At 64.1% G+C, this 17925-nt stretch carries 18 protein-coding genes; 15 read left to right on the top strand and 3 right to left on the bottom strand.

The genetic code is table 11. From position 1 onward, the window contains the following. Nucleotides 1-30: 30 nt before the first annotated feature. Nucleotides 31-2328 (bottom strand): long-chain-fatty-acid--CoA ligase, encoded by a 2298-nt coding sequence (locus O1Y97_RS23685; RefSeq protein ID WP_318762602.1) that lies wholly within the window; start codon nt 2326-2328, stop codon nt 31-33. Nucleotides 2329-2806: 478 nt separating this feature from the next. On the opposite strand from O1Y97_RS23685, the gene O1Y97_RS23680 reads away from it, so the two are divergent. The 13 genes from O1Y97_RS23680 (at nt 2807) to O1Y97_RS23620 (ending at nt 14530) form a co-directional block, all read left to right on the top strand. Then, nucleotides 2807-4402 carry an ABC transporter substrate-binding protein gene (locus O1Y97_RS23680; RefSeq protein ID WP_108609433.1) on the top strand — a complete coding sequence of 532 codons (1596 nt, stop codon included), beginning with the start codon at nt 2807-2809 and terminating at the stop codon, nt 4400-4402. Nucleotides 4403-4511: 109 nt separating this feature from the next. Beyond that, nucleotides 4512-5516, top strand: a complete 1005-nt coding sequence (locus O1Y97_RS23675; RefSeq protein WP_108609432.1) for an ABC transporter permease subunit — start codon at nt 4512-4514, stop codon at nt 5514-5516. Between the two features lie 9 nt (nt 5517-5525). Further along, nucleotides 5526-6434: an ABC transporter permease subunit gene (locus tag O1Y97_RS23670; RefSeq protein ID WP_108609431.1), complete on the top strand. Its 909-nt coding sequence runs from the start codon at nt 5526-5528 to the stop codon at nt 6432-6434. Between the two features lies 1 nt (nt 6435). Continuing rightward, nucleotides 6436-7287 (top strand): ABC transporter ATP-binding protein, encoded by an 852-nt coding sequence (locus O1Y97_RS23665; protein ID WP_108609430.1) that lies wholly within the window; start codon nt 6436-6438, stop codon nt 7285-7287. Next, complete coding sequence (locus O1Y97_RS23660; RefSeq protein ID WP_108609429.1) at nt 7284-8111, top strand: ABC transporter ATP-binding protein; 828 nt, start codon at nt 7284-7286, stop codon at nt 8109-8111. The genes O1Y97_RS23665 and O1Y97_RS23660 overlap by 4 nt, the downstream gene beginning before the upstream one ends. A 240-nt stretch (nt 8112-8351) precedes the next feature. Continuing rightward, nucleotides 8352-9959 carry an ABC transporter substrate-binding protein gene (locus O1Y97_RS23655; protein WP_318762601.1) on the top strand — a complete coding sequence of 536 codons (1608 nt, stop codon included), beginning with the start codon at nt 8352-8354 and terminating at the stop codon, nt 9957-9959. A 111-nt stretch (nt 9960-10070) separates the two neighbouring features. Then, a complete protein-coding gene (locus O1Y97_RS23650; RefSeq protein ID WP_318762600.1) occupies nt 10071-11057 on the top strand; it encodes an ABC transporter permease in 987 nt (328 codons plus the stop codon). Beyond that, nucleotides 11054-11881 (top strand): ABC transporter permease, encoded by an 828-nt coding sequence (locus O1Y97_RS23645; RefSeq protein WP_318762599.1) that lies wholly within the window; start codon nt 11054-11056, stop codon nt 11879-11881. Before O1Y97_RS23650 ends, O1Y97_RS23645 begins: the two co-directional genes overlap by 4 nt. Next, entirely contained in the window at nt 11878-12654 is a 777-nt protein-coding gene (locus tag O1Y97_RS23640; protein WP_183264072.1) for an ABC transporter ATP-binding protein, read from the top strand. The genes O1Y97_RS23645 and O1Y97_RS23640 overlap by 4 nt, the downstream gene beginning before the upstream one ends. Further along, on the top strand, nt 12651-13439 hold the full coding sequence (locus O1Y97_RS23635; protein WP_318762598.1) for an ATP-binding cassette domain-containing protein: 789 nt from the start codon (nt 12651-12653) through the stop codon (nt 13437-13439). Before O1Y97_RS23640 ends, O1Y97_RS23635 begins: the two co-directional genes overlap by 4 nt. Beyond that, nucleotides 13436-13939 (top strand): L-2-amino-thiazoline-4-carboxylic acid hydrolase, encoded by a 504-nt coding sequence (locus tag O1Y97_RS23630; RefSeq protein ID WP_318762597.1) that lies wholly within the window; start codon nt 13436-13438, stop codon nt 13937-13939. The genes O1Y97_RS23635 and O1Y97_RS23630 overlap by 4 nt, the downstream gene beginning before the upstream one ends. A gap of 116 nt (nt 13940-14055) precedes the next feature. Continuing rightward, nucleotides 14056-14244, top strand: a complete 189-nt coding sequence (locus O1Y97_RS23625; protein WP_108609423.1) for a YegP family protein — start codon at nt 14056-14058, stop codon at nt 14242-14244. A gap of 31 nt (nt 14245-14275) precedes the next feature. After that, a complete protein-coding gene (locus O1Y97_RS23620; protein ID WP_108609422.1) occupies nt 14276-14530 on the top strand; it encodes a GlsB/YeaQ/YmgE family stress response membrane protein in 255 nt (84 codons plus the stop codon). 243 nt (nt 14531-14773) lie between these two features. Here O1Y97_RS23620 and O1Y97_RS23615 read toward each other — a convergent pair whose 3' ends face one another. Further along, on the bottom strand, nt 14774-14923 hold the full coding sequence (locus O1Y97_RS23615; RefSeq protein WP_183264069.1) for a hypothetical protein: 150 nt from the start codon (nt 14921-14923) through the stop codon (nt 14774-14776). Nucleotides 14924-15182: 259 nt separating this feature from the next. Beyond that, the gene (locus O1Y97_RS23610; protein WP_256371646.1) at nt 15183-15311 is read right to left on the bottom strand and encodes a hypothetical protein; all 129 of its coding nucleotides are present in this window, start codon (nt 15309-15311) and stop codon (nt 15183-15185) included. A gap of 24 nt (nt 15312-15335) precedes the next feature. On the opposite strand from O1Y97_RS23610, the gene O1Y97_RS23605 reads away from it, so the two are divergent. Then, a complete protein-coding gene (locus O1Y97_RS23605; RefSeq protein WP_318762596.1) occupies nt 15336-16274 on the top strand; it encodes a helix-turn-helix transcriptional regulator in 939 nt (312 codons plus the stop codon). 1227 nt (nt 16275-17501) lie between these two features. Next, entirely contained in the window at nt 17502-17858 is a 357-nt protein-coding gene (locus O1Y97_RS23600; protein ID WP_108609419.1) for a cupin domain-containing protein, read from the top strand. The last annotated feature ends 67 nt before the right edge of the window (nt 17859-17925 follow it).

Below are 17925 nucleotides of genomic sequence, written 5' to 3'. Positions count from 1 at the left end.
TGGCTGCGTTCATCGCGATCGAGCAGAAACTTACCCCCTGAGTTCGCGCCTGAGAATCTTGCCGACATTGGTCTTCGGCAGCTCGGTGCGGAACTCGATGTATTTCGGCCGCTTGTAGCCGGTCAGGTTTTCGCGGCAGTAGGCGATCAGCGTCTCGACGGTGAGGTCGGGATCCTTGCGCACGACGAACAGTTTGGGCACTTCGCCCGAATGCTCGTCCGGCACGCCGATGGCCGCGACCTCGAGCACGCCGGGATGCTGGGCGACGACGTCCTCGAGTTCGTTGGGATAGACGTTGAAGCCCGAGACCAGGATCATGTCCTTCTTGCGGTCGACGATCTTGGTGAAGCCGGTCTCGTCCATGAAGCCCATGTCGCCCGACTTGAAGTAGCCGTCCGGCGTCATCACCTTGGCGGTCTCGTCGGGCCGGTTCCAGTAACCGGCCATCACCTGCGGTCCCTTGATGCAGATCTCGCCGACCTCGCCGAGCGGCATGTCGTTGCCGTCCTCGTCGCGGATGGCGATGTCGGTCGAGGGCAGGGGCAGGCCGATGGTGCCGGTGAAGTCGGGCGACGAGCACTTGTTGGCGGTCGCCACCGGCGAGGTCTCCGACAGGCCGTAGCCCTCGGTGATGTGGTTGCCCGTCGCCTTCTTCCAGCGTTCGGCAACCGGCCGCTGCACGGCCATGCCGCCGCCGAGGGAAAGGATCAGGCCGCTGAAGTCGAGCTTGCGGAAATCCTCGTTGTTGGTCAGCGCATTGAACAGCGTGTTGAGGCCGGGGAAGATGTTGAAATTGAACTTGCCCAGTTCCTTGACGAAGCCGGGGATGTCGCGCGGATTGGGGATGAGCACGTTGAGGGCGCCTTGCTGCATGCCCATCAGCGCGTTCACCGTCAGCGCGAAGATATGGTAGAGCGGCAGCGCGCAGACAAAGGTCAGGTGCGGCGGCTTGGGCCGCACCGTGTAGGCGTCCTCGACCCACAGCGCCAGCTGCGCGACATTGGCCAGCACGTTCGTGTGGATCAGCATCGCGCCCTTGGAAACGCCGGTCGTGCCGCCGGTATATTGCAGGAAGGCGATGTCGTCGGGAGCAACCGCGACGGGCTTGAGGCTCTTGCCCGAACCCTCCTTGAGCGCTGCCATGAACGTGACGTGGCCGGGCAACGACCAAGCCGGCACCAGCTTCTTGACGCGGCGCACGACCAGGTTGACCAGCACGCCCTTGAGCCCGAGCATCTCGCCCATCGAGGCGACGACGACGTGCTTGACGCCGGTCTTGGCGACGACCGCCTGCAGCGTGGTGGCGAAGTTCTCCAGGATGATGATGGCTTCCGCGCCCGAATCCTTGAGCTGGTGCTCGAGTTCGCGCGGGGTGTAGAGCGGGTTGACGTTGACGACGGTGTAGCCGGCGCGCAGCACCGCCATCATGGCGACCGGGTACTGCAGCACGTTGGGCATCATGATCGCCACGCGCGCGCCCTTGGCGAGGCCCTTCGACTGCAGCCAGGCGGCAAACGCCGTCGACATGCGGTCGAGCTCGCCATAGGTCAGCGACTTGCCCATGCAGGAGAAGGCGGGACGGCCGGCATAGGTCTGGCAGGCGGCGGTGAGCAGGTCGCCGATCGACTGGTAGGCCAGCGGCGCGATCTCGGCCGCCATGTTGGCGGGGTAGCTCTTCAGCCACGGCCTGGCGCCGGCCTTGACCGGAGTGGGCTTGGTGGCTGCCTTGGCAGCCGGCTCGGCCTTTGCCGCCGGAAACTTGGTGGCGGCCTTCACCGCGGAAGCCTTGGCGGCAGGTTTCGCCTTCGCTGATGCAGCGGGAGCCATCGTGGCTGGCTTGGTCTTTGCCGGCGCCGCGGCCTTGGCTGCTGGCTTCGGCATTTCGGCAAGCTTGGCCGGGGCTTTGGTGGATTCGGATTTCGCAGCCACCGGCTTGGTCGCAGACTTGGCGGGCGCGGCCTTCGCAGGTGCGACCTTGCCAGCAGGCGCGGTCGCTACCGGTTCGACCTTGGCAGCAGCAGGCTTGGTTTCGGCCGGCTTTGCCTTGGCTGCCGCCGGCTTCGGCGTTGCCAGCTTGGCACTGGCGGGCTTTGCCGGCGTGGCCTTCGCCTTGGCTGCTGGCGCGGCGGCTTTCGCCTCGGCCTTCCTTGCGGGAGCTGTCGGCTTGGCGGCGGGCTTTGCCGGGGCTGTCGATTTGGCGGCCTCGGCCTTCGGCGCGGCAGGCTTGGCGGTTGCTCTGGTTTCGGGCTTTTCCTTGCCGGCGGGTTTGGTGGCCGCCGTCTTCGTTGCGGTGTTTGCCGTACGCGCCTTGCCGGTAGATTTAGCCAATGCAGCCTCCCACGTTGTTCTTGTTTTTCCGGCTTGATGGACCGCCGGCATTCGCCCTCGTGATCAGTCGCAGCGCCGCAAGAACAGTGCCGCGTCGGGGCATGTTGTAGTTGTTTGTATTGCCACCTGACGTTAACGGCAAGTATCACCCAACGTCAGCTAGACACACGAATTGCGCTTTTTTTGGCACGGCTGGACCCGGCCACGACGGGGCCGGCCCGATATCGCGACCGGGACGGGATATGGCGTAGCGGACGCTGATAAAGCGGTTTCTGATGAAGCGTCGGCAAAGTTGAAATCGACTGCCCGGTAATGAAACTTCGAAAAAAACAGACTGTCTTCAAGTCATCTGTGGGTAAATTATTCTGCTTACCAAAGGGCACGTAGGCGGGGAGTTCCAAAGCTGAATAAACGGTGCTTATATGCGCGCCTGCGAGCCTGACGGGTAGGGCTTGGGAAAAATCATAGGGAGTGTTCAATGTTCAAAAAAACGACCTTTGCGGCCGCGTTGCTGGCTGCAACCGTCCTCAGCGGTGCGGCGAGCGCCAAGACGTTCGTCTACTGCTCGGAAGGTTCGCCGGAAGGCTTCGATCCGGGCCTCTACACTGCCGGCACGACTTTCGACGCTGCTGCGCACACCGTCTACAACCGCCTGCTCGAGTTCAAGAAGGGCACGACCGAGACCGAGCCGGGCCTGGCCGAGAGCTACACGATCTCCGACGACGGCCTGGAGTACACCTTCAAGCTGCGTCCGGGCGTCAAGTACCAGACCACCGAGTTCTTCACGCCGAGCCGTGACTTCAACGCCGACGACGTCGTCTTCTCCTTCGAGCGCCAGCTCAAGGCCGACAATCCCTGGAACAAGTACGTGACCGGCGCTTCGTGGGAATATTCTGCCGGCATGGGCTTCCCGGAAGTCATCAAGTCGGTCGAGAAGGTCGATGACCTGACGGTCAAGATCACCCTGACCCGCAAGGAAGCGCCGTTCCTCGCCAACATCGCGATGCCGTTCGCTTCGATCGTGTCGAAGGAATATGCCGACAAGTTGCAGGCCGACGGCAAGATGAACCAGATGAACCAGATGCCGCTCGGCACCGGTCCGTTCAGCTTCGTCGCCTACCAGCAGGACGCCATCATCCGCTACAAGGCCAACCCGGATTACTGGGGCGGCAAGCAGAAGATCGACGACCTGGTCTTCGCGATCACCCCTGACGCATCGGTTCGCTACCAGAAGCTGAAGGCCGGCGAATGCCACCTGATGCCGTTCCCGAACGCTGCCGACGTCGCCGCGATGAAGGCCGACACGAACCTGAAGGTGATGGAGCAGGAAGGCCTGAACGTTGCTTACCTGGCCTACAACACCACCCAGGCTCCGTTCGACAAGCCGGAAGTCCGCAAGGCGCTGAACCAGGCCATCAACAAGCAGGCGATCGTCGACGCCGTGTTCCAGGGTGCTGCCACCCCGGCAACCAACCCGATCCCGCCGACCATGTGGTCGTATAACAAGGCCGTCGAAGACGACAAATACGATCCGGAAGCCTCGAAGAAGGCACTTGAAGCAGCTGGTGTCAGCGGTCTCAAGATGAAGGTGTGGGCGATGCCGGTTTCGCGTCCCTACATGCTCAACGCCCGCCGCGCGGCCGAACTGATCCAGTCCGACTTCTCCAAGGTCGGCGTCGAGGTCGAGATCGTCTCCTACGAGTGGGCCGAATATCTCGACAAGTCGAAGGCCAAGGATCGTGACGGTGCCGTCATGCTCGGCTGGACCGGCGACAATGGCGATCCGGACAACTTCCTCGACACCCTGCTCGGTTGCGACGCCGTCGGCGGCAACAACCGCGCCCAGTGGTGCAACAAGGAGTTCGACGACCTGGTGACCAAGGCCAAGGAGACCAACGACCTGGCCGAGCGCACCAAGCTCTATGAGCAGGCGCAGGTGGTGTTCAAGAAGGACGCCCCCTGGGCGACCATCGACCACTCGCTGTCGGTCGTGCCGATGCGCAAGAACGTCGAAGGCTTCGTCCAGAGCCCGCTCGGCGACTTCGCCTTCGACGGAGTTGACATCACGGAGTAAGGTTGCCTAAACATGGCCAACCTGGGTTGGGGCGCTTGGACGACAAGCGCCCCAATGCACATTTTGTGCTACCCTTACCTTTCTCGGAACATTCACTTAAAGGTCTGACATGCTCCGGTTCCTATTGGGGCGGCTAGCCGTCCTCATCCCGACATTCGTCGGGGTTTCCATCATCGCATTCTCATTCATCCGACTTCTGCCCGGCGATCCCGTAGCCCTCCTGTCGGGCGAGCGCGTCATGTCGCCGGAGCGCCACGCGGAAATCTCCGCCCAGCTCGGTTTCGACCGGCCGATCGTCATCCAGTATCTCGACTACCTCTGGGGCGTCGTGCGGGGCGATTTCGGCACTTCGATCGTCACCAAGCGGCCGGTGGTCGACCAGTTCTTCGAGCTGTTCCCGGCGACCGTCGAGCTTTCGCTCTGCGCCATCATCTTCGCCGTCGTGCTCGGCATTCCCGCCGGCATGATCGCCGCCATCAAGCGCGGCTCCTTCGCCGACCAGGCAATGATGGGCACTGCGCTGGTCGGCTTCTCGATGCCGATCTTCTGGTGGGGCCTGCTGCTGATCATGCTGGTGTCCGGCATGCTCGGATGGACGCCCGTCTCCGGCCGCATCTCGCTGATGTACTACTTCCCGCCCGTCACCGGCTTCATGCTGATCGACTCGCTGCTGTCCGGCCAGGCCGGCGCCTTCAAGTCGGCCGTCAGCCACCTGATCCTGCCGACCATCGTGCTGGGCACCATCCCGCTCGCCGTCATTGCGCGCCAGACGCGCTCGGCGATGCTCGAAGTGCTGTCGGAAGACTATGTCCGCACCGCGCGCGCCAAGGGCCTGTCGACCTTCCGTGTCGTCGGCGTCCATGCGCTGCGCAACGCCATGATCCCGGTCGTCACCACGGTCGGCCTGCAGGTCGGCGTGATGCTCGCCGGTGCCATCCTGACCGAGACGATCTTCTCCTGGCCGGGCATCGGCAAGTGGATGGTCGATTCCGTGTCGCGGCGCGACTACGCCGTCATCCAGGGCGGCCTGCTGATGATCGCCGCCGTCATCATGCTGGTGAACCTTGCCGTGGACCTGCTTTACGGTCTCATCAATCCGCGCATCCGGCACTAGGAGGGCGTCATGTCTCAAGCTGCTGCAACAAGCGCCGTTTCGACTGATCCGTCCCGCCGGGCGCGACTGGCCGAGTTCTGGTACTACTTCTCCGAAAACCGCGGCGCCGTCATCGGCCTCGTGTTCTTCATTTTCCTGGTCCTGCTGGCGATCTTCGCCCCGCTGATCGCACCGCACGATCCGACCCAGCAGTACCGCGACGCGGTCCTGGTTCCGCCGGTCTGGCAGGAGGGCGGCCGCGCCGACTTCCTGCTCGGCACCGACGCCGTCGGCCGCGACATGCTTTCGCGCCTGATCTTCGGCACCCAGTTCTCGCTGTTCGTCGGCGTCATCGTGACGACGCTGTCGCTGGTCGTCGGCGTCGTCTTCGGCGTGATCGCCGGCTATTTCCGCGGCTGGGTCGACACCGCCATCATGCGCGTGATGGACATCATCCTGGCCTTCCCGTCGCTGCTGCTTGCCCTCGTGCTGGTGGCCATCCTCGGGCCGGGCCTGGTCAACGCCATGATCGCCATCTCGCTCGTCTACCAGCCGCATTTCGTGCGCCTGGCCCGCGCCGCGGTGATGAGCGAAAAGAGCCGCGACTACGTCGTCGCCGCCAAGGTGGCCGGTGCCGGCCATATCCGCCTGATGTTCAAGACGATCCTGCCGAACTGCATGGCGCCGCTGATCGTCCAGGCGACGCTGTCGTTTTCGAGCGCCATTCTCGATGCCGCCGCACTGGGCTTCCTCGGCATGGGCGCGCAGCCGCCGACCCCGGAATGGGGCACGATGCTGGCCGAGGCCCGCGAGTTCATCCAGAGCAAATGGTGGGTGGTGACGCTCCCGGGCGTGGCGATCCTCATCACCGTTCTGGCGATCAACCTGATGGGCGACGGCCTGCGCGACGCGCTCGACCCGAAGCTGAAGAGGTCCTGACATGGCACTTCTTGAAATCGAAAACCTGGTCGTCGAATTTGAGACGGCCTCCGGCCCCTTCCGGGCGGTCAACGGCGTGTCGATGAAGGTTCACGAGGGCGAGGTTCTCGCCATCGTCGGCGAATCCGGTTCGGGCAAATCGGTGTCGATGCTGGCGGCGATGGGCCTCTTGCCCTGGACGGCCAAGGTCACGGCCGACAAACTGACCTTCAACGGCCGCGACCTGCTGTCGATGTCGGCCAACGAGCGGCGCAAGATCATCGGCAAGGAAATTGCCATGATCTTCCAGGAGCCGGTGGCCAGCCTCAACCCGTGCTTCACCGTCGGCTTCCAGATCGAGGAAGTGCTGCGCATGCATTTGGGGCTCGACAGAGCCGCGCGCCGCAAGCGGGCGATCGAGCTGTTCGAGGCGGTCGGCATCGCCGACCCGGCCGAGCGCCTCGGTTCCTACCCGCACCAGATGTCGGGTGGCCAGTGCCAGCGGGTGATGATCGCCATCGCGATCGCCTGCAACCCCAAGCTCCTGATCGCCGACGAGCCTACCACGGCACTCGACGTGACCATCCAGAAGCAGATCCTCGACCTGCTGATGAAGCTGCAGGCGGACTATGGCATGGGCCTGATCATGATCACCCACAACATGGGCGTGGTTGCCGAGACCGCCGACCGCGTGGTCGTGCAGTACAAGGGCCGCAAGATGGAAGAGGCCGACGTGCTGACGCTGTTCGAGAACCCCAAGAGCAACTACACGCGCGCGCTGCTGGCGGCATTGCCCGACAATGCGACCGGCGACCGGCTGCCGACGATCTCCGAACTGTTCGTCGACGACCAGATTGAAGGGGCAGCACGATGAGCGTCATTCTCGAAGCGCGCAACATCGTGCGCGACTACCATGTGCCTGGCAGCTTTCTGAAGAAAGCCAAGACCGTGCACGCCGTCAAAGGCGTGAGCTTCTCTGTCGAAAAGGGCAAGACGCTGGCCATCGTCGGCGAAAGCGGCTGCGGCAAGTCCACGCTCGGCCGCATCCTGACGCTGATCGATCCGGCGACGTCGGGCGAGCTGCTGATCGAAGGCAAGAAGATCGACATCGCCAAGGGCGACCTGACGCCGGAGATGCGCCGCAAGGTGCAGATCGTCTTCCAGAACCCCTACGGCTCGCTCAACCCGCGCCAGAAGATCGGCGACATCCTGACCGAGCCGCTGGTCATCAACACCAAGACGCCCGCCGACGAACGCCGCGACCGGGCGATGACGCTGCTGAAGAAGGTCGGGCTCGAGGAGAAGCACTACAACCGCTATCCGCACATGTTCTCCGGCGGGCAGCGCCAGCGCATCGCCATTGCGCGTGCTCTGATGCTGAACCCGAAGCTGCTGGTGCTGGACGAGCCCGTCTCGGCGCTCGACCTGTCGGTGCAGGCACAGGTACTGAACCTGCTCGCCGACCTGCAGGACGAATTCCAGCTGACCTACGTCTTCATCAGCCACGACCTCAGTGTGGTGCGCTACATCGCCGACGAGGTGATGGTGATGTATTTCGGCGAGGCGGTCGAATATGGCAGCCGCGACGAGGTCTTCGCCGACCCCAAGCACAGCTACACCAAGACGCTGTTTGCGGCGACGCCGCGCGCCGATGTCGAAAGCATACGCGCCCGCCTGGCCAAGAAGAAGGCCGCCTGAACGGCGGCAGATATTCGACGCACGGTCTTATGCATCGGCCCGGAAATCGGCAGCGGTTTCCGGGCCGATGCATTTTCCGAGGCGTTTGCGCGGCATGGCATCGCGCAAAGAGCACAATGTTTTGGGCCAGCGCTGCAAAACGCCAATTTCGTCTCTCGCAAAACGGCTTTCCCGGATCATAATCCCGGCCATCATCTGATGGGCCGGCGATGTCGCCGTGCCGAGGGCATGGAGGCCGATATGGCGGGTTTCAAAATTTCCAGGCGCAGGGTCCTGGCAGGGTCGGCATTCCTTCTGGCGTCGACGGCCTTGCCATCGATCGGCTGGACGCAGGCGAAGAAAGGCGGGCGGCTGGTGGTGGCGGCCGACTCCGAGCCGCGCAACCTGAACCCGGCGATCGTCGCTTCCAACGGCGTGTTCTTCGTCGCAAGCAAGGTTGTCGAGCCGCTGGCCGAGGCCTCGTTCGACGGTGAGGGCGGGCTTGAGCCGCGGCTGGCGACGAGCTGGGAAGGCTCGGAGGACGGGTTGACTGTTACCTTCAAGCTGCGCGAGGGCGTGACCTGGCACGACGGCAAGCCGTTCACCTCGGCCGACGTGGCGTTTTCGGCGCTCAACGTCTGGAAACCTCTGCAGAACCTCGGCCGCGTCGTCTTCAAGAACCTGGAGGCGGTTGAGACACCCGACGAACACACCGCCGTCTTCAAGTTCTCCAAGCCGACCCCGCTGCAACTGATCAAGAACGCGCTGCCGGCGCTGACGTCGGTCGTGCCCAAGCATGTCTACGAGGGCAAGGACATCGCCGAGAACCCGGCCAACAATGCGCCCGTCGGCACCGGGCCGTTCAAGTTTGCCGAGCACAAGCCGGGCGAATATTACCGGCTCGAGCGTTACGACAAATACTGGGGCGAGAACGAGCCGCAACTCGACGAGATCATCTATCGCGTGCTGCCAGACCGCGCGGCGGCGGCCGGCGCACTGGAGGCCGAAGAGATCCAGCTTGCCGCGTTTTCCGCCGTGCCTTTGGCCGACCTCGAACGCATCTCCAAGGTGCCCGGCATCAAGGTGATCACGGAAGGATACGAGGCACTGACCTACCAACTCGTCGTCGAGATCAACCATCGCCGCAAGGAACTCGCCGACCTCAAGGTGCGCCAGGCGATCGCGCATGCCATCGACAAGGACTTCGTCGTCAAGACGATCTTCCTCGGCTACGCCAAGCCGGCGACCGGCATCGTGCCGCAGAACGACAAACAGTTCTACACGCCTGATGTTGCGACCTATGGCTTCGACGTCGCCAAGGCCAATGCGCTGCTCGACGAGGCCGGCTATCCGAAAAAGGACGACGGCAAGCGCTTTGCCCTGAAACTGTTGCCGGCGCCTTATTTCAACGAGACCAAGCAGTTCGGCGACTATCTGCGCCAGGCGCTGGCTGCCGTCGGTATCGACGCCGAACTGGTCAACAACGACTCGGCCGCGCACCAGAAGGCGGTCTACACCGACCATGCCTTCGACATCGCCATTGCCCCGCCGGTGTTCCGCGGCGACCCGGCGATCTCGACAACCATCCTGGTGCAGTCGGGTATCCCCGACGGCGTGCCGTTCTCCAACCAGGGCGGCTACAAGAACGATGAGCTCGACGCGCTGATCGCCAAGGCGGCGGAGACGCTGGATCCTGCGGCACGCATCGAGCTCTACAAGGAGTTCCAGAAGAAGGTGGCGGCCGACCTGCCGCTGATCAACGTTGCCGAGTGGGGCTTCATCACAGTGGCGCGCGACACGGTGAAGAACGTGTCGAACAACCCGCGCTGGGCGGTTTCGAACTGGGCGGACACCTATGTCGAAACGTGACATCATCGCCTGAGCTGGGATGATGACCCGTTACTGAGCATGCCCCTGGAAGTCGCAGTGCCTCAATTCACCCCCACCCCTGACCCCTCCCCACAAGGGGGAGGGTAGGTCATGAACCGCGCATTGCGCCTTCTCCGGCGCCGGTTGATTGGCAGCATCCCGGTGCTGCTGATCGTGATCGTCGGTTCCTTCCTTTTGCTCGAGGCCGCCCCCGGCGACGCGGTCGACGCCTATGTCGCCTCCGTCGGCGGCGACGCCGGCATGATCGAGGCGTTGCGCCAGAGCTGGGGGCTCGATGCTTCGCCGATGACGCGCCTTGCCGCCTATCTCTGGGCGCTGTTGCATCTCGACCTCGGCCATTCGGTCGCTTTTTCCAGGCCGGTGCTGTCAGTCGTTCTGGAGCGGCTGCCGAACACGCTGCTGCTTATGGGGGCGGCAACTGCATTGTCCTTCGCACTTGGCACCGCGCTCGGCATCCTCGCCGGCGCGCGGCCGGGCAGCGCCCGCGACCGGCTGCTGTCGATCGGTTCTCTGGCGCTCTATGCCGTGCCAGGATTCTGGCTGGCGCTGGTGCTGACCATCGTCTTCTCGGTCGAGCTGCGCTGGCTGCCGTTGTCGGGCATGGAGACCATCGCGTCCGGCAAGACGGGTATTGCCCGCGCGCTCGACATTGCCCGGCACATGGTGCTGCCGGTGACGAGCCTCGGCCTGATCTATCTGGCGCTGTACTTGCGCATGATGCGCGCTGGCATGGCCGAGGTCTGGCGCATGGACTTTACCCTCGCCGCGCGCGCCAGGGGGATCGGCCGGCGCCGCATCGTGCTGCGCCATGTCGCCCGCAATGCGCTGCTGCCGCTGGTCACCATGCTCGGCCTGCAGTCGGCCCAGATGTTGGGCGGTAGCGTGGTCATCGAAAGCGTGTTTTCGGTGCCGGGCCTAGGCCGGCTGGCGCAGGAGGCGGTGGGGTCGCGCGACACGCCGCTTCTGATCGGCATTATCCTTGTCAGCGCCGTGCTCGTAATCGTCATCAACCTGCTCGTCGACATCGCCTATGCCGCGCTCGACCCGCGCGTCGGCGCCAGCGAGGCGAACGCATGAGCCTCAGCCGCCTGTTCCGTTCGCCCGAGGCCGTCGCCGGTTTCGTCATCCTCGGCCTGCTTGGCGCGATGGCGCTGACGGCGCCCTTGCTGTTTCCCGGCGACCCGCTGGCCATCGCCGGCCAGCCCCTGCTGCGGCCTTTCCAGGACTGGGCGCTGCCGCTCGGCACCGACAGGCTCGGCCGCGACGTGCTGGCCGGGCTGTTCCACGGCGCGCGCACCTCGCTGGCCGTCGGCCTTGCCGCCGCCGCTGCATCGATCCTCGTCGGCAGCGTCGTCGGCACGGTGGCCGGTTTTGCCGGCGGGCTGGTCGACGAGGTGCTGATGCGCATCGCCGACGCCTTCCAGACGGTGCCGGGCTTCCTCTTGTCGCTGGCACTCGTCAGCGTCGTCGGGCCTTCACTTTCGGTGGTGGTGGCGGCGATCGCGCTCAGCGCCTGGACCGGGCCGGCGCGTATCGCCCGCGCCGAAGTGCTGTCGATCCGCGAGCGCGACTACGTCGCCTCGGCGCGGGTCATCGGCATGCATCCCATCGAGATCGCCTTCCGCGAGGTGCTGCCCAATGCGCTGCCGCCGGTGCTGGCGCTGTCCTCGGTCATAGTGGCAGCGGCGATCCTGACCGAGGCGGCGCTATCCTTCCTCGGCCTCGGCGACCCCAACCGCGTCACCTGGGGCGGCATGATCGCGGAGGGCAGGGCGGTGCTGCGCTCGGCGCCCTTCCTTTCGGTCATACCCGGCATCGCCTTGGTGCTCTCAGTGCTCGGCGTCTACCTCGCCAGCGAGGGCGTGATCGAAAGCACCGCGGCGCGGGAGGGGCAGGCATGAGCCCGCTGCTTTCGCTGCGTGGACTGGGCGTGCGCTACAGCGGCGCCACAGCGGCGGCGCTCGAAGGCGTCGACCTTGACCTGGCCCCCGGCGAACGGCTGGCCGTCATCGGCGAGAGCGGTTCGGGCAAGAGCACGCTGGCACGGGCCATTGCCGGCCTGCTGCCGCAAACGGCGACGCTGGAAGGAACAATCGCGTGGCCGGGTCTCGACCATCCGGCGCGCAATGGTCGCGACATCGGTTTCGTCTTCCAGGACCCGGGGTCGAGCCTCGACCCTGTCATGTCGGTCGGTAAGCAGGTGGCCGAGGTGGCGCATGCCAATCTCGATATGGACTGGCGCGCGGCAATGCGGCTGGCAGTCGAACTGCTCGACCGGGTGAGGCTGCCCGAGCCTTCGGTACTGGCGCATGCCTATCCGCACCAGCTTTCCGGCGGGCAGAAGCAGCGCGTGGCGATTGCCGCGGCCATCGCAGCGCGGCCGCGGCTGCTGATCGCAGACGAGGCGACGAGCGCGCTCGACACCATCGTCCAGGCCGAGATCGTGGCACTGATCCGCGAACTGGTGGCCGAGGACGGCATGGCGTTGATCTTCGTCAGCCACGACATCGCGCTCGCCGCCAGCTTTGCCGAACGCATCGCCGTGTTCCGCCACGGCCGCATGGTCGAGCTGGCGCCGACTGTCGAACTGGTCGCCCAACCCAGGAGCGACTACAGCCGCGCGCTGCTTGCCGCGCATCTGGGGCTCGAGGCCCATTCTGGTGCTGGCATATGAGCGCGCTGCTCGAAGTCGACGGGCTGTCGAAACGCTACCGTCGCGGCGACAGGGATTTCGCCGCGCTCGACGGTGTTTCCTTCTCAATTGCAGCCGGCGAGACACTGGCGCTGGTGGGTCCCTCGGGGTCGGGCAAGTCGACTGTCGCCCGCATCCTGCTCCGGCTCGTCGAGCCGGACGCCGGCGACGCCCGCTACGATGGCGAGGACCTGCTTAGGCTGCGCGGTGCCGCGCTGCGCGCCGTCAGGCCGAAACTGCAGATGGTGTTCCAGGACCCGCTCGCTGCCTTCAACCCGCGCGCCACGGTGGCGCGCCTGCTCGACGATCCGCTGCGGATCCACGGCATCGCCGACCGAGCCACGCGCCCCAAGGCCATCGCTGCCTTGCTCGAGCGTGTCGGTCTGTCGGCAGAACTCGCCGGTCGCCGGGTCCACGAGATCTCGGGCGGGCAGCGCCAGCGCGTCGCCATTGCCCGGGCGATTGCCTCAAGGCCGAAGCTGATCGTGCTCGACGAGGCCGTGGCGTCGCTCGACGTGCTGGTGCGCGGCGACATCCTGCGCCTGCTTGGGGAACTGCAGGCGGAGGAGGGCATCGCCTATCTCTTCATCTCGCATGATCTGGGTGCTGTCAGGGCGATCGCCCACCGCATCGCCATCATGGATGGCGGACGCATCGTCGAACAGGGCGAGGCGAAAGCGGTGATCGCCGCACCCGCCTCCGCCACTGGCCGGGCGCTGGTGGTCGCCACGCCGGAGCTGCCGGCTATCAAGGAGACTGTTTCGTGACCGAACTTGCGATACGTGCGGAAAAGCTCGCCGCGGAACTCGACTCCGCCTTCCGCAACCGCGCCGACCTCTACCGGCTGATGCTGGAGGAGCTGTCGGCCGAGCTGGGCGAGGCGAAGGCCGAGGAAGTGCTGGTGCGGGCGATCGAGCGGCGCGGCCGCGAAGTCGCCGAGGTGGCGTTCGCGCAGTTCGGGCCGAACGACGCGCGCGCCATCGGCGAAGCCTTCCTGGCCGTCAGCCCCGATGACGGACGCATGTACCCGACCGATGTCGAACGCAGCGACAGCCACATCGCCTTCAAGGTCAAGCGCTGTCCGCTGAAGGACGCGTGGGTGGCGGCAGATGTCGGCGACGACAGGCTGGCGACGCTGTGCCGGATCGCCGGCGCTTTCGACCGTGGCCTGTTCGAGGCGACCGGCGTGCGCTTCAACAATGCCACCTGGACGCCCGGCCACGGCACGGGCTGCTGCCACATCTGCCTGACCGACAGGGACGCCTGACACGCCTGCAGCGTGTCGGCACAGCGCCCTTGCAACCGCGATGGACTTTCGCCGCCAGCCTGTGCGACGATTCGTCAGCGGCGTGAGTCGCGAACCGGTAATTACGAGGAAATGCGATGTATAAGTTCGAGGTCTACAAGGACAAGGGCGGCGAGTTTCGCTTCCGCTTCAGGGCTTCCAATGGCGAGGTCATGTTCAGCTCCGAAGGCTACGCGGCCAAGGCGTCGGCGCTGAAGGCGATCGAGTCGATCAAGAAGAATACACCGGGCGCTGCCGTCGAAGACCAGACCACTGCCGTAGCCTGACCTCCAAACGGCACAAACCAGGAGAGATCACATGGGTATCGAAAGCCTGCTCGTCTTCCTTATCGTCGGTGCCGTCGCCGGCTGGCTCGCCGGCCAGTTGGTCAAGGGCTACGGTTTCGGCCTGATCGGCAATATCGTGGTTGGCATCGTCGGCGCGCTGATTGCCGGCTGGCTGTTTCCGGCCATCGGCATCAGCCTGGGGGCCGGCATCATAGCCGCCATCCTCCATGCGACCATCGGCGCTGTGATCCTGCTCGTGCTGCTGAGGCTGGTGAAATCAGCCTAGCGCGGGCGCGTGCAAATCCGCAGGCCCGGGCATTGTCCGGGCCTGCGCGCAATAGGCGGCAATTGCAAAGCTCAAGGCGACGTCGACATGTTCGCGACGAAGAGGCGGCGCGCCGCGTGCGACCCACCAGCCATTAGTAGCCGAGTTGCCAAAGCACCGCGCTCACTGTGCCGAATGCCACGGCGACATAGAACCAATCCGACCAGTCCATAGCGGCAAGCGGCTTTCCCGCTCCTCGTGCGGTTAGGGCAGCAGCAATATGGCCAGCATGAAATCCGCCGCCGCTGCATTGAGAAGCGTTGCCGCAACGGCGATCATGACCGCCGCTGCAAAGAAGTATTCGAAGCTGTTTTGATCTTCTCTCGGTTGGCGCGGCTGCAACGGCGTCGGCATGATGTGGGGCTCCTGAACGCTGCCTCACGATTCAATTCCCGAAACGACGGACAGTTCCATGGACGGCAGAAAGATCCGTCCGCGTGCAGTGCCGGCATCGGCTGGAAGAAAATGCCGGCGGGAGCATCTGGGTATTCATCGCGGCCGGGGCAAATCGAGTCCGAACACGCACCGCAGCTGTCTCGATTTCCTGCGACGTATTGATGTATGTATTGGAAAATAGAACTCGCGCCTGTTCTGCATGCCCATGCGAATTGACTTAGCCAAACTGGATCGTGCGCTCGACGGAACTCTCGAAGCTGCCGTCGACCCTTCCTTGTGGCCGCGCATTCTCGACCAGGTGGCCGAAGCTACGGGCGCCTTCGGGGTCAACATCGTGCCGTTGCATGGCTGTTTCCCCGGTGGGGTGGTCATGACTGACAGCCTCCAGCCAGCCCTCGAGGGCTACTTTGATGGCGGCTGGAACAAGAGGGAGTGGCGCCTTCGCGCATTGCCGTTGCTGGCCTTGCAGGGAACCGTTCTGGAACAGCACTACACCACCAGCGAAGATTTCAAGAAGCAGGAATATTATCGCGCCCAGTCGAAATACGGCATTGGCCGCACCTGCATCATAGGCCTCTCCAACCCCAGCGACCTGGTCTGCTTCACCTTGCACCGGCGCCTGGACGAGGACCCGTTCGACGTAGAGGACGAGCGGATTTTCCGCGCCATGCGGGACCGGTTGATGGTCTCCGCCTCCATCATGTGGAACATTGCCAGCCAGAAAATCGACGGCATGGTGGAAGCCTTCCAGATGGCCAGGATGGGGGCGGTGTTTTTCAACCGCTTTGGGAGAGTAACGGCCACGAACGCTGCCGCAAGCGCAAGCCTCGGGCGCGAATTGCAGATTTCGCAAGGTGAACTCCGTTCGCGGACACATGCCGAAACCGTCCTGATCAAGACGCGCATGAATGCCGTGCTGACGGAAAGATGGCTGGACCCTAGCCTCGCCAAGCCGGTCGTGATCCAGAGGGATGCCGCGCGGCCGATCCTGCTGCGTATCCAGCGTCTCGGCGGCAACCTTCTCGACATCTTCTCGCACTCGGTTGGCGTTTGCCTGATCGAAGACCTCGATCAATCGAAGATATCGGAACCCGAAAATGTGGCCGAAACATTCGGCCTGACCAAGTCCCAGGCGATGCTGGCCTCGATGCTGGCCGATGGCATGTCGCTTCGCGAAGCCGCCGAATTGCGGTCGGTCAGCTATGAGACGGCGCGATCGCATCTCCGCTCCATTTTTGCCAAGACCGGCACCGGGCGCCAATCGGAACTTGTCGCCCTGATCGCCCGCCTCCGGCAGACTGCGTCCTGAGTTCAAACCGCTATGGCAGCCAGGCCTTGCGGCGGCCGCCCTGTCGCTATGCGTTCCGCGTGGTGATTGGCGGGTGATGCAGCTTGAATGAACGCGGATACAAGCGGCTTGCGCTGCCGTTTCTGAGTTCGGGAACCGAAGCCTCACAGCTACGTTCCTGTTGACGGAGCGACCCAACACCCCCGCCCGCCATCGCTCCGACATAGGGGCCTGCCGGTACCACCGGCGGGCCCTTGGCATTTCCGCCTGAGCTCCGGCATATCCGCCGGCTCACATGCAGGGCAGCAATATGGCGGATACGCCCCGCCTTTGCGTGGGTTCCGTCTCGCGGGTCCCGGCCGCCGGTCAGACGAACATCATGATGGCGATGCCGCCGACCGCCACCAGGACGAGCCCGGCAACCAGCATCGGCAGAAGGGAGCTTTCTTGATTGGCGTCAGGCACGAGCATTTCTCCGGTTGGCCTGCCGGCAGTATGACCCAACGTCTTGCGTCTTCTTTGCGCTAGCGCAAACAAGATGCCCGCGGTTGCCCCGATGTGGCAAACGTCGCAGCCAAGCGTGGCCTGCTTCGCCGGAGACAGAGACAGCCGGACAGCGAACGAAAAGGCCCGCGCCGAATGGGGAGGCAGCGCGGGCGAGGTTGGATCAAGTGCAAACAGAGGGTGTTGCACCCGACCGAAAGACCATAGCAAGTCCGGCGGTGGCTTCTTTGCGCTGGGTCAAACTGCCAGCTGCATCGATGGATGAACGCAATGCCGCCATCGGGCGCGTGCTTGCGCAGACCTTGGCCGCCTAATTCCGTCACAGCAATGTCTGCGACCGATTCTGCGCCATCAGGAGGCGCATGGGCCGCGTGCTTGTCGATTGTCCAGTTTTCTCGGGGGAAGCGGTTGCCGCTTAGGTGGTTCGAAAGATCGCCGGCCTCGTCTGCGATCGGTGCGGCGCAAAGCATAAGGAGTTGCTTCGCCTGATCGGTCGAGCGCGTGGCCAGCCTGTCGCGCGCGTTCCCTGGATGACAGCTTGGCTCTTGGATCTTCCGCTTTCCCCACCAGCCCAGGCGCGATTGCCAGCGTCCGCTGGATCTCGATCGCCGCCGCAAGTGCCGGGACTTGCGCCTCTCCTCGGCGGCGCAAGACCTTCAAGAAAATTAAATGGTAGGAAACTAAGTTGCCTGTCAATGATACATCGGCTATTGAGAAGCGTCTGATAAATGGGAGTTCTTTACCATGGCACACAACACTGTCCTCAAGTTCGGCAAAGTGGAAAATGCCGACGTCAACGATCTGCCGGGATGGGTGGTGGTCGAAGGAAAGCCGACGATGAAGACCGCCGTCCAGCACAAGACCAAGGACGGCAAGGTTCTGTCGGGAACATGGCAAGCGACCCCGGGCACCTACCACGCAAGCTACACAGATTACGAATTCGTCCACATGATCTCGGGCCGTATCGTCATCACTCCAGACGGCGGCGAGCCTGTCGAGGTTGGGCCGGGCGACGCGTTTGTCGTGGAAGCGGATTTCAAGGGCACTTGGAAGATCATCGAGCCAGTGACGAAACACTTCGTCGTCACTGTCGGATCGTAAGTGCGCAACGGCGCATTCGCCTGAGACAGGCGTACCATTGCACCCGTAGAGATCGGCCTGCAATAAG

Origin of the sequence: Aminobacter niigataensis, assembly GCF_946995915.1 — a bacterium.
In the GTDB taxonomy this organism is placed as follows: Bacteria; Pseudomonadota; Alphaproteobacteria; order Rhizobiales; family Rhizobiaceae; genus Aminobacter; species Aminobacter niigataensis.
The sequence above is the reverse complement of the archived record's forward strand: the minus strand, read 5'-3'. Positions and strand labels throughout refer to the sequence as shown.